This is a genomic window from Rhodococcus sp. GB-02, from assembly GCF_053470465.1.
Genome location: NZ_JBPUKE010000001.1, coordinates 2,199,298 through 2,213,268, shown reverse-complemented (window position 1 = coordinate 2,213,268; position 13,971 = coordinate 2,199,298). Strand labels below are relative to the sequence as shown.

General features: G+C 60.6%; 1 protein-coding gene. It reads right to left on the bottom strand.

The genetic code is table 11. From position 1 onward, the window contains the following. Window positions 1-103 precede the first annotated feature (103 nt). On the bottom strand, window positions 104-13,954 hold the full coding sequence (locus tag ACSW29_RS10450; protein ID WP_448277176.1) for an amino acid adenylation domain-containing protein: 13,851 nt from the start codon (window positions 13,952-13,954) through the stop codon (window positions 104-106). Window positions 13,955-13,971 lie beyond the last annotated feature (17 nt).

Here is a 13,971-nt window from a genome sequence, read left to right as displayed (position 1 = left end):
CCTGTAGTTGATCGGACACACCGAACCATTGTTACAGCTGTCGAAGAGTGGACAGCATTGGACTGTTCGGGATATGTGTCCGCCTTCTTCGTGAACGGCCGCGTCAGTTCAGAGTCCACGTCGCGGCGTCACAAGCCAGGCGTAGATCCGGCAAGGCTCCCTCGATGACATCCGTGAAGACGTCTGTCGGACCAACCGCGTGCGAAACCCACTCCTCTTCCAGGAGTTCGTGCACCTCTGCGTCCTTAGCCTCTTCCGAGTACAGAAGTACGACGCCACCGACCGCTCCGCCAAGCAGAATAGTCAGAATCGATGTTTCGTCGTCCTCGGGACCGAAGTACATCAAACGCGATTCATAGTCGACATCGTGCTTCTGCGACATCGCGTCCAACTTCGCTGCGAGCTCTCCATGGGTGATCTGGCCAGGGCGCGAACCGGCAACCACGACCGCGATGTCGTCCGCACTCAGCGGACGAAGCCGGTCCGTGTAGTTCACGGAACGACTCGAGTACGACGCCACCAACTCGACAACATCTGGCTGGTCCAAGTCGAGGCTCCTGTCCAGCGGTACGTCAGATTCGGCCTCACCCGAAACCAACGCCAAGGCCACACTCGGAGCCGTTTCTGTCCCACGTGCTGCTCCTGTAGCTCCTACCAGAGCTGCCGCGCCGGCTTTGGACAGCGCCCAGATCGCCACCACCATTTCGATGCCACGCAATCCTGTGATCCCCACCGTGTCGCCAGGACCGATCCCAAGGTTGATCAGGTGGCGAGCGAGGCGAGATGATCGCGTGTCGACATCGTGGTACGTGAATTCCTCCTCATCGCCCACGACTGCGACAGCATCAGGATCAGCCTCTACGGAGTTTGCCAATCGCTGTGGCACGAGTCGGCCCGTCGGAGCGCCAACTGCTGAGGATGGCGTTGCGCCCACGGATCCGAGGACTTCTGCGCGTTCAGAGTCGGTGAGCAGATCGATGTCACCGATCGGACGTGAAGGATCCGAGGACACCCGATCTAGAACGCGTAGGAATCGCTCGACATGTGCGTCGGCGGTCGCTTGGTCGAAAAGATCGGCGGCGAATACCAAATGGCCGAGCAATCCGCCTGTTGTCGGATCAGAACTGAGATTGAGTTGGAGGTCGAACTTCGCCGTCGCCTCCACACCCTCGACTGCCGTGATCTTCAAATCCGGCAGGCTGAACTCGGCTCCTGCCATCGGTTCGACCGACATTGCAACCTGGAAAAGCTCGTTAGCTGACGCCGACAAGGCGCCGGTTACTTCCTCGAACGGTATGTCTCCGTTCGCAAATGCCTCGAGATCGACATTTCGAACCTGCGAGACCAATTCGCCGAATCCTGCTCCAAGATCCGGAGAGGTCCTGAGTGCAAGCGTGTTGACGAACATTCCGACTATGTCGTCAAGTTGCTGCTCACCTCGCCCGGCTACAACCGTTCCGATCGCAAAATCTCGGCTTCCGCTCAACCGTGAGATGAGAACTGCAAGCGCAGCATGCACGACCATGAACAATGTGGCGTTGTGTTCTCGCGCAATCTCGTTGAGCCGCGTCGCCGTTTCCGCGTTGACGGAGAACTCCGAGACACCGGCCCTTGTAGACATCTGCGCGGGTCGCTGACGGTCGGAAGGCAATCCGGGCGTCGACGACACACCGTTCAACGTCCGGCGCCAGAAGTCGAGTTGCTGTGCAGCCTGTGACCCGACCTCGTCGACGCTACCGAGCACTTCGCGCTGCCAGATCGCGAAATCCGCGTACTGAACAGTCAACGGCGTCCACGACGGCGCGGTGCTGCGCACGCGAGCCTCATAGGCGACCATCATGTCTCGGGCCAGAGGTGCCATCGATTCACCGTCAGCGGCGATGTGGTGAGCGACCAAGACGAATATGAAGTCTGCCGGTGCCAACTCGAGCAACCCCGTGCGTACGGGTACTTCCTGAGCTACGTCGAATCCGGTCGTCACCAACTCCACGACGCGGTTGAAAGCGGCGGCTTCGTCGTCTACCTGAAGCGTCTCGAGAGGCGAAAGGAGTTCGTCGACGGCGACGATCTTCTGAACCGGCCCTTCGATGTCACTCGGGTACCTCGTCCGGAGCGACTCGTGTCGAATCAAAACGTCGTGAAGAGCCTGGCGCAAAGCCGCGACATCCAAGTTCCCCGTCAATCGCAGTGCCAACGGAATGTTGTATGCCGCAGAACCGGGATCCATCTGGTTGATCAACCACATACGCTGCTGCGCCAAGGAGAGAGGGAGGCGTTCCGGGCGTTCCCGCGCCTCCAGCTCCATTCTCGCGCCGGAGCCTGCAGTCTTTTGCGCTACTGCAGCCAAACCTTCCACTGTCGAGTTCTCGAACAGTACGCGCACCGGGATCTGAGCATCGAGAGCCTGCCCCAACCGTGCTGCCAACCTGGTAGCGATCAACGAATTGCCACCCAGCGCAAAGAAATCGTCATCCAGACCGACCCGCTCGATGCTCAATACATCGCCGAACACCGACGCAACAATTTCCTGCACCGCTGTAACCGGCGCCCGAAACTCCGCTGCCTCGAATACCGGTGACGGGAGTGCCTTTCGATCCAACTTGCCCGACGCATTGAGAGGAAGCTCGTCGAGAACAAGAACCTTCGACGGCACCATGTACGCCGGAAGCACGGCCCGGGCCGACTCCAGAACATCCGACGCGTCCACTGCAGTTCCCACGACGTACCCGACCAGGCTGTCGCCGAACGTAGCATCGCTGTGCAGAACGACCACCGCGTCTGAAACCGTCTCGTGCGCGATCAGCGCAGACTCGATCTCGCCGAGTTCGATGCGCTGCCCCCGCAATTTGACCTGGAAATCCGATCGGCCGATGTACTCCAGCTCGCCCCGACCGTTCCACCTGACCAGGTCGCCGGTTCGATACAACCTACTACCGCCACCTGATTCGCCCTCTCCCCCAACCACAAAGGGGTTGGCGACGAAACGTTCCGCAGTCAACGCCGCTCGGTTCCCGTATCCGCGACCGACACCGACACCACCGACATACAACTCACCGATCACGCCGGGCGGCACCAGACCCAACGAACGATCCAGAACGAACAGATCCATGTTCGGCACCGGCGCACCGATCGGAACGCTGACAGTGTCGTGCACGGTCACCGCATGGAACGAGACCACGTCCGACGCTTCCGTCGGGCCGTAACTGTTCACCACGCGTACTCCGCCCGACAACAACTTCCCGAGACGATTGAGCCGTATCGACTCGCCACCGAGGAATACAACAGCCAAAGCGCTCAGAGCAGAATCCTCGTCGGAATCCACCACGGCTTCGAACGCGCTCGGCGACATGTTCGCCACTGCAACGTCACCGTGCCCGACGCGAGCAACGATTGCGTCGGGGTCGAAACCGTCTGGGGCAAGCACCACGGTCCGACCGCTGCTCAACGCTGCCCAGACGTTCTTCTGGGTCAAGTCGAAACTCGGTGACGATGCGATCAGAAGACCACCCGTTTCGGGCAACTCGCTGCGATACCAGGCCACCGTGTTCTCGATGCCAGCCATCGGCACCAACGTCGGCTTCGGGCGACCCGTCGAACCGGATGTCGAAATGACATACCCCAAGCGGTCCCCCGCACCGAGTTCACGCCATCGATCCGTCGGCCCCTCCACAATCGTCGAATCCCGCATGAGGGTGTCGAGGACGATGACGTCCACCGCCAGATCGAGAGTCGTCGTACTCACCGCACATCGGGCGCCAGTGTCGGCGATTATCGCTTCGATCCGATCCTGTGGGTACGACGGATCGATCGGCCCGTACGCAGCACCCGCCTTCCAGGCCGCCAACATACCTACGACCCACTCGACCGACCTCGGCACGATCAATGCGACAACGTCATCCGGACCGACGCCGGCCGCCGTCAATCGCTCGGCCACCACGTTTGCGTAGGCGTCGAGCTGCTCGTAGGTCAGCGCCTCGCCATCGCACTCGACGGCAAGAGAATCAGGGGTCCGTCCAACCTGTTCTTCGAACATCGCAGTCAAGGACGCGCCTGCCAACGCTGTGCGCCCACCAGTGGACCAGCTGAGAAGGTTGCTGCGCTCAGCTGTCGTAAGTACGTCAATATCACCCAACCGAACTGACGGATCAACAGTGATCTCAGCAAGGATGCGCCCGAACCTGTCGGCAAAGCCTGCCACCGTCGACTCGTCGAACAGATCCGTCGCGTACGTGAACTGCGCCGCCATCCCGGCCGGGGCACCGGACTCGTCGAACTGCTCGACCATGGTCAACTGCAGATCGAACTTCGCTGCCACCGTATTCGCGTCGATTCCCGCAACTGTCAGATCACCGAGTCGAAGTGCCGACTGCTCCATGTTCTGGAACGAGAGCATCACCTGGAACAACGGATTTCGCGCCTGCGACCGCGCCGGATTGAGCACCTCCACCAACCGCTCGAACGGGAGATCTACGTGCGCAAATGCACCCAGGTCGCCTTCGCGAACCCGACCCAACAACCCCGAGAACGACTCCGAAGAATCCACCTCGGTCCGCAACACCAGCGTATTGACGAACATCCCAATCAAATCATCGAGAACCTGCTCACCACGACCCGCGACCGGAGTACCGATCGCAATATCGGACGTCCCCGACAACCGCGCCAACAACACCGCCAACGCCGCATGCACCACCATGAACAACGAAGAATTCGACTCGCGGGCAATCCTTTTCAAAGAATGATGCTCTGGCGCGTCGATAATGAAGGCGTGTTTGGCGCCACGATTGGACGCCACCGCCGGCCGCGGACGATCCGCCGGCAAATCCAACTGATCCGGCAACCCCGACAACGCCGACTCCCAGAACCCGATCTGACGCGAAATCAACGACCCCGCATCATCTTCCGACCCCAAAGTCTCCCGCTGCCACAACGCGTAATCCGCATACTGCACCGCCAGAGGCGCCCACCCCGGAACCTCACCCCGAGAACGAGCCTCATACGCAACCATCACATCACGCGTCAACGGCCCCATCGACACACCATCACCACTGATGTGATGAACCACCATCGCCAACACGAACTCCGACTCCGACACCGCGAACAACCGCGCCCGAACCGGAACCTCCACCGCAACATCGAAACCAGCCGACAAGAACTCCGTCACCGCACCAACAACATCGGACTCCGACACCACAACCGGCGACAAATCCAACCGCACCCGATCCGCAGACAACACCTCCTGGAACCCGACACCGTCGACCTCCGGATACACCGTCCGCAAAATCTCATGCCGCGCAACAACATCCGCCACAGCAGCATCCAAAGCCGCCACATCCAACAACCCCGACAACCGAATCGCCACCGGAATATTGTTCGCCGACGACGTCGTATCGAAACGGTTCAAGAACCACATCCGCTGCTGCGCCAACGACAACGGCACCCGCTCCGGACGCACCCGAGCCGTCAACGCCGCCCGCGCACCCGAACCGATCTCCGACTCCATCCGAGCAGCCAACAACTCCACCGACGACGCCTCGAACAACACCCGCACCGGAACCTGCGCATCGAGCGCCTGCCCCAACCGTGCCGCCATTCGAGTAGCAATCAAAGAATTACCACCCAAAGCAAAGAAATCGTCGTCCAGCCCGACGCGCTCGACCCCGAGTACCGCCGAGAACACAGAGGCCACAATTTGTTCGACGGGCGTTACCGGAGCCCGGAACACCGCAGCCTCGAACACCGGTTCCGGCAACAACTTCCGATCCAACTTGCCCGAGGAGTTCAAAGGCAACTCGGTCAAGACCATGATCGCGTTCGGAATCATGTAGACAGGCAACGACTCGGGAAGTGCATTCCTCAGGTCTTCTACGTCGATCACCGAATCCGGGACAGCGATCACATGCGCAACCAACTGATCGCCCATATCGGTGGATGCAACGGTGACCACGCACTGAGCCACCGAAGGGTGCGCCAACAGAGCGGATTCGATCTCACCCAGTTCGATCCTCTGTCCGCGGAACTTGACCTGAAAATCGGTACGCCCGACATACTCGAGCTCACCTGCGGTATTCCACCACACCAGGTCCCCGGTGCGATACATCCGACTGCCACCGGCATTGACTTCACCGTCCGTGTCGTTCGTCTCCACAAACGGATTCGCGACAAAACGATCACTGGTGAGATCGGGTCGCGCGACGTAGCCGCGGGCCAGTTGATCACCGGCCAGATACAACTCACCTGCAACGCCTACCGGCACCGGCCTCAATCGGCTGTCCAACACGTAGACCTGGGAGTTCCACTCGGGCACACCGATCGGAATCCCTGTCGACTCCGATCCGTCGACCTCGTAGTAGGTGATCGAGACCGCAGCCTCGGTAGGGCCGTACACATTGTGCAGGCTTGCGGACGACACCTGAGCGAATGCACGCACCGTCTCGACCGGCAATGCCTCACCGATCACGAAGACGTCCCTCAGTGACACCAATGCGTGCTCCGGAACCGCAGTCGCGAAGACGGTCAACATCGACGGAACGAAGTCCGTCAGCGTCACCCGATGATCTTCGATCAGACGAGCCAGATATGCGGGATCTCGATGTCCGTCGTGAGACGCCAGCACCACTCTCGTACCGGACAAAAGCGCAGTGAAATATCCCCACAACGAGACGTCGAATGTCGTTGCAGTCTTTTGCAGATAAACGTCTTCTGTGCCGAAGGCGTACTGATCCTGCATCCACAGGACCTGGTTCACGATGGCGTGATGCGAGACCGCAACGCCCTTGGGCTTGCCCGTGGAACCCGAGGTGAAGATCACGTAGGCGGCATTTTCATCACGCAGTCGACCACGACGATCAGCTTCGGAAACGACTGAAGCCGAATAGCTCGAGAGATCGACAGCGTCGATCAACAGCACGTCGGCGCCGTTCGGCGCTACGAAAGCATCGCGTGTCGTCGACAGCACACAGACTGGATCGGCCGTCGTGAGGATGTGCCCGATCCGCTCGGCGGGGTGATCGGGATCCAAGGGCACATAGGCTCCGCCCGCGGCGATCACCGCGTACATACCCACTACGAGATCGAGCGATCGACGCATGGCCAAGGCCACCAACGATTCGGTGCCGACACCATCGTCGATCAGCTTGCGTGCCAATTTGTTCACACGTTGCGACAACTCGCCGTAAGTCAGCGACTGGCCGTCGAACACCACGGCAACAGCATCGGGTGCCAACGCAACGCGAGTGTCGAACAGCGAAGCCAATGTCTCACGGTTCCCGACGTCATGTGTGGTGGAGTTGCGCGCAGTCAACAGCGACTCGCGCTCGGTCTTCTCCAACAGTTCGATGTCACCCACGGTGATCGACGGATCCACGACCACCTGCTCGAGGATCCTGGTGAACCGATCGGCGAATCCACGAATGGTCGACTCGTCGAACAGGTCTGTGGCGTATGCGAACTCGGCGAACATGCCGTCTTCGAGCGCATCTTCGACTCGGGGAGCGAGGGTGAGCTGGAGGTCGAACTTCGCGATACCCGCATCGAACTCGAGGCCCGACACCTCCAAACCTGAAAGCTCCAAGGCATCCTGCGACATGTTCTGGAAGAACAGCGCGACCTGGAACAGCGGGTGATGAGCCTGTGATCGCGTGGGGTCCAGTACCTCGACCAATCGCTCGAACGGAACATCGGCGTTGCCGAGCGCCTGAAGGTCGGTTCTCCGCGTTGCCGAGACGAGTGAACTGAACGTACTCGCGAGGTCTACGGGAGTCCGCAGGACCAGCGTATTCACGAACATACCGATCACATCGTCGAGCGCCTTTTCGCCTCGCCCTGCAACCGGAGTACCGATCACGATGTCACTGGTACCGGACAAGCGTGCGAGAAGCACGGCGAGGGCCGAATGCATCACCATGAACAGCGACGCGTTCCGCTCGCGTGCGAGTGAGTCCAAGCTCGACCGAAGCTCTTCGCTGACGCAGAAGCGGTACGTAGCGCCACGATTCGAGGCGACGACCGGGCGCGGTCGGTCAGCCGGTAACGCAAGCACTTCCGGCGAATCGCGCAGTACGGAGCGCCAGTGGTCCAGCTGAGCCGAGATCAACGAATCCGGGTCGTCCTCGTCGCCGAGGACCTCCCGCTGCCAGAGTGCATAGTCCGCGTACTGCACCTCGAGCGGAGCCCAATTCGGAACGCCGTCCGAGATACGAGCGGCGTAGGCAACCATGACATCCCGAGTCAACGGACGCATCGAGAAGCCGTCCGCCGCAATGTGGTGCACGACGAAGACGAGAACGTACGCATTCTCAGCGAGTTCGAACAACCCGACGCGCACCGGAACGGTTGACGTCACGTCGAAGCCCTGGAGCGCGAAACTCAGAAGTTCGTCTTGAACGCGCGAGGCCGCCACAACTTTCGGTGTCAGCTCAACCGGTGCCTCTGATGGCGGGAGGACTACCTGCTGTCCTTGTCCACCTTGCTCCGGATAGACGGTCCGGAGCGACTCGTGGCGTTCGATTACATCCGAAATCGCGTGTCTCAGCGCCGAAACATTGAGGGCGCCTTTGAGATTCAAAGCGATCGGAATGTTGTTGACGGCGGAATCCGGATCGAATCGACTGAGGAACCACATTCGCTGCTGAGCTAGTGAGAGTGGGATCACTGCCGGCCGTGGGCCGGCCACGAGCGCGGTCCTCCCGCCTGCCCCCGCGATCAACTCAACCTGCGCTGCCAAACCTTCGACAGTCGAAGCTTCGAACAACACCCTCACAGGAACCTGAGTGTCTAGCGCTTGACCTATTCGAGCCACCAACTGCGTTGCGACCAAAGAGTTTCCGCCGAGCTCGAAGAAGTCGTCATCCAGACCGACCTGTTCCAACCGGAGAACATCTCTGAAGACGCCGGCCACAGCGATTTCGGCGATACTCGACGGTGCCCGAAACTCGCGCGCCACGAACACCGGATCCGGAAGAAGCTTCCGATCCAACTTCCCCGACGCACCCAACGGCAACTCATCCAACACCATCACCACCGCCGGCACCATGTACCCCGGCAGCCGACCCGCAACAACTCTCTTCAACTCGTCAACGTCCACCACGCCACCAGCGGCCGTAACGTACGCAACCAACACATCCTCACGCACAACCACAACCACCGACGACACCGACTCGTGCTCACGAATCACCGACTCGATCTCACCGAGCTCGATCCGCAAACCATGCAACTTCACCTGAAAATCACTGCGCCCGATGTACTCCAACTCGCCCGACGCAGTCCACCGCACCACGTCACCCGAGCGATACATCCGCCCACCATCACCCGTGAACGGATTCGCCACAAATCGATCCGCCGACAAATCCGGCCGACCCACATATCCACGAGCCAACTGAACACCCGCCAGATACAACTCACCCGCAACACCCACCGGCACCGGACTCAACCGAGAGTCCAGAACAAACACCTGCGTATTCCACACCGGAGCACCGATCGGTACCCCCAGAACATCCGCCGACACCACCTCGTGGAACGTCACATCCACCGCAGCCTCGGTCGGACCATACAAATTGTGCACCCCGACACCCGGCAACAGAGCCCACACATCAGCAACAACACTCGCCGGCAACGCCTCACCTGACGCAAACACCCGAGTCAACGAAACACACGCAGCCACAGACGAATCCGCCACGAAAACCTCGAGCATCGACGGCACGAAATGCACCGTCGTCACACCCTCCTCCACAATGACCGACGTCAAATACCGCGGATCGCGATGCCCATCCGGCACAGCCACCACCAACCGGGCACCAACCTGCAACGGCCAGAACAACTCCCACACCGACACATCGAACGTGAACGGCGTCTTCTGCAACACCACATCCGACGAACCCAACCCGTACTCGCCCTGCATCCACGCCAACCGGTTCACAATCGCCGCATGCGAAACCGACACACCCTTCGGGCGCCCCGTCGACCCCGACGTGAAAATCACATACGCCGCATTCCCCGACCGCAACGGCGAGACCCGATCGATATCCGAAACAGGGGCATCCGAAAAATCAGACACATCAACAACATCAACCTCGACCACCGGCACCACACCGGCATCGAATCCAACGTCAGAGGTACTGATCACGCATACCGGCGACGCCGACTCCAACACGTACGCATTGCGCTCCGCAGGCTGATCCGGATCTACCGGAACATACCCACCGCCAGCCTTGAGCACGCCGTAAACCGCAACCAACAAATCAGCCGACCGACGTACCGCAACACCCACCAACGACTCCGGCCCCACGCCCACCGAAACCAGATACCGGGCAAGACGATTCACCCGTGAATCGAACTCCGCATATGACAGCGAAACACCCTCGAACGACACAGCTACCGCATCCGGCGACGCCGTCACCTGAGCATCGAACACGTCCACCAACGACACATCCGCAACCTCATGCGCAGTGTCATTCCACGACTCGAGCACCAAAGATCGCTCACCCGAATCGAACATATCCACATCACCAACCCCAACCGAGGGATCGGCAACCATTGCTTCGAGAACTGAAATCAACCGCTTTCCGATTGATTTGGCAGACGACTCGTCGAACAGGTCGGTCGCATAGACCAGGGCGACGGTCAAACCACCGACCTTGTCCGCGGTATCCGATTCCCACACAGTGAATTGGAGATCGAACTTCGCGGCCGACGACTCTACGTCCAGTCCGGAAATGCGCAGTCCCGGAACCTCCAGACTTTGCTGCATGCTCTGTCCCAAGTTCTGCAACGAGAGCATCACCTGGAACAATGGGTTCCGTGCCTGAGACCGGGCGGGGTTGAGTACCTCTACCAGTCGTTCGAATGGCACATCGGCGTGCCCGAAGCCGCTGAGGTCGGATTCGCGCGCCCGCGAAATCATGTCCTTTACCGAAGCTTCGAGATCAACCTCCGTGCGGAGGACGAGTGTGTTGACGAACATTCCGATCAGGTCGTCGAGAGCTTGATCGCCTCGACCGGCGACCGGAGTGCCGATCACGATGTCCGAAGTCCCGGACAAGCGCGCCAGCAGAATCGCCACAGCACTGTGCAATACCATGAACAGTGATGCGTTGTTGTCCAGCGCAATTCGATTGAGAGCCTGGTGGAGCTCAGGCTCGATCGTGAATGTGTGCCCGGCTCCTCGGTTCGACGCGACGCGCGGGCGCGGGCGGTCCGACGGAAGATCGAGCTGATCGGGGATACCGGCCAACGCGTGGCGCCAGTAGTCGACCTGGCGAGTGATCAGAGAATCCGGGTCGTCTTCACTGCCGAGAACTTCGCGCTGCCACAGTGCAAAGTCGGCGAACTGCACGGGCAGCGGAGCAAGATCGTGCGCAATTCCCTGTGTCCGAGACACATAGGACGAAACGATGTCCTTGGTCAGCGGCCCCATGGAGAACCCGTCACCGCTGATGTGATGGACGACGAACACGAGGACGAATTCGTCGGCGGCGAATTGGAAGAGTGCCGCCCGAATCGGAACCTCGGTGGTCACGTCGAATCCCGGAGTGACGAAGTCGGTCACGCGCTCGACGATCGCCGACTCGTCCACCCGTATGGGAGTCAGGTTCGGAACCACGGCTGCAATGTCGACCAAGCGCTGATATCCGACGCCGTCGACCTCCGGGTACACAGTCCGAAGGATCTCGTGCCGCTCGATCAAATCCTCGAGTGCGCCTTGCAACGCATCGACATCGAGCGCTCCGCTGAGCCGCAGCGCGACCGGAATATGGTCGACTGCTGATTCTGGTTCGAATCGGTTGAGGAACCACATGCGCTGCTGCGCCAAAGACAGCGGAACCAACTCGGGACGCTCGCGAGGGATCAGGGGAACGTGAGCCTTCCGGTCTTCTGAGATTTTCGCTTCGTCGATGAAGACGGCAAGTTCTGCGGCGGTGGGTGCGTCGAAGAAGTTGCGCATGTCGATGGAGATGCCGTGTTCGGCATTGATCCGCGCAACCACGCGAGTGGCGAGCAACGAGTTGCCGCCCAGTTCGAAGAAGCCGTCATCTGCCCCGACCCGATCCTGCCCGAGCAGATCGGCAAAGATCGCGACCACACCGGTTTCGGTGGGTGTCTCGGGCTCGCGGTATTCAACCGTCTTCGATACGAATTCAGGTGCGGGCAAGGCTTTTCGATCCAGCTTGCCGCTGGCGTTGAGAGGAAACTCGTCCAGTTCGACGAACATGGCAGGGACCATGTAGTCGGGTAGCCGTTCACCCAGCGACGACGTCAGAATCTCTGAATCGATACCCTCGGCGACGATGTAAGCCACCAAGTTGTCACCGATCGTTTCGTCCGAATGGACGACCACCACGGCTTGCGAAACACCTTCACAATCGAGCAGTGCCGCCTCGATCTCACCGAGCTCGATGCGCAGACCGCGGAGCTTGACCTGAAAGTCGGTACGACCGATGTATTCGAGCTGACGGTTCGCTCCGGCGCCGCGCCAGCGCACCAGGTCTCCGGTTCGGTACATCCGGGATCCGTCGGTAGCGCCGGGCCGCGCCACGAAACGGTCTGCCGTGAGATCGGGACGCGACACGTATCCCCTGGCCAGCTGAATCCCGGCAAGATAGAGCTCTCCTGCTACACCCGACGGCGAGGGCCGCAGCGCGTCGTCGAGCACCAGGAGTTCGGTGTCCGCAACTGCTGCACCGATCGGCACCGACACCTGATCCTGCTCGCCGGTTTCGTAATAAGTCACGTCGACGGCGGCTTCGGTCGGGCCGTACAGGTTGTGAAGTCCAGCGCTGCTGACCTCGCGCAAACGGGCCGCGGTTCGAGCCGGCAACGCCTCGCCGGAAGCGAACACGTAGCGAAGGGTTTTCACCTGAACAACAAGGGGTTCGGCGACGAACACCGCGAGCATCGACGGCACGAAGTGCACCGCTGTCACTCCGCGCTCGATCATCGTGCGAGCCACGTACGCCGGATCACGATGGCCGTCGGGTTCTGCAATCACCAGCGATGCACCGACCTGCAGCGGCCAGAAGAACTCCCACACGGACACGTCGAAGGTGAAAGGTGTCTTCTGCAAGATCACGTCGTCGGCAGTGAATCCGTACTCGGCCTGACGCCATTGCAGGTTCGCGACGATGGCACGGTGAGAGACTGCAACGCCTTTGGGGCGTCCGGTCGATCCGGACGTGAAGATGACATACGCAGTATTATCCGCGCGCAGCGGCGCCAACCGATCGGCGTCGGTGACGGTTGTCTCGGCATGACCCGACAAGTCGAGGGTGTCGACGTCGAGCGTGGGAGTACCGTGCGGCAGCACCACGGCATCGGACGTACGTGTGAGTACCGCCGTGGGCTGCGCGATCTCGAGTACGTATCCGAGACGGTCGGCAGGATGATCCGGGTCGAGTGGAACGTACGCGCCGCCGGCCTTGACGATCGCGTACATCGAGACGAGGAGATCGATCGATCGACGCATCGCGAGACCGACGAGGCTGTCCGGTCCGACACCTGCCGTGACGAGTTCACGGGCCAGGCGGTTCGCTCGCGCGTCGAACTGCGCGTAAGTGAGCTGCGTTCCGTCGTAATCCAGCGCGAGCGCATCCGGCGTCCGCTCGACCTGCTCGTCGAAGAGTCCTGCGAGGGTCACGTGGGCATCGGACTCCGACGCCACCTCGACAACCGAAGTTCCGTCGGTGATGAGCCGGTCGACCACCGCACCGAGACCGTCGGCCTCGCTGGCGATCAGCTCTGGCAGCACAGTGGAAACGACAACAGGAACCAGGGCATCCGCCCCCAATGCCCCGCCCATCGCGGTGTCGAGAGTGACCAACTCGTCATTGAGTCGTCCGTAGCTGATTTCGGTTCCACCGTGGCTCAGAGCCACTCGATCAGGGTCTACCGCCGCAACTGCGGCTACTAACTTCGGCAGATCTTCGATCGTCAGCGACTGCGGTCCCGGAATACCGACGGACATCTACACTTCCTCCAACT

Excerpts from the sequence above, each read along its gene's own strand:
- ACSW29_RS10450 (WP_448277176.1), bottom strand. The coding sequence starts at position 13,954 with ATGTCCGTCGGTATTCCGGGACCGCAGTCGCTGACGATCGAAGATCTG.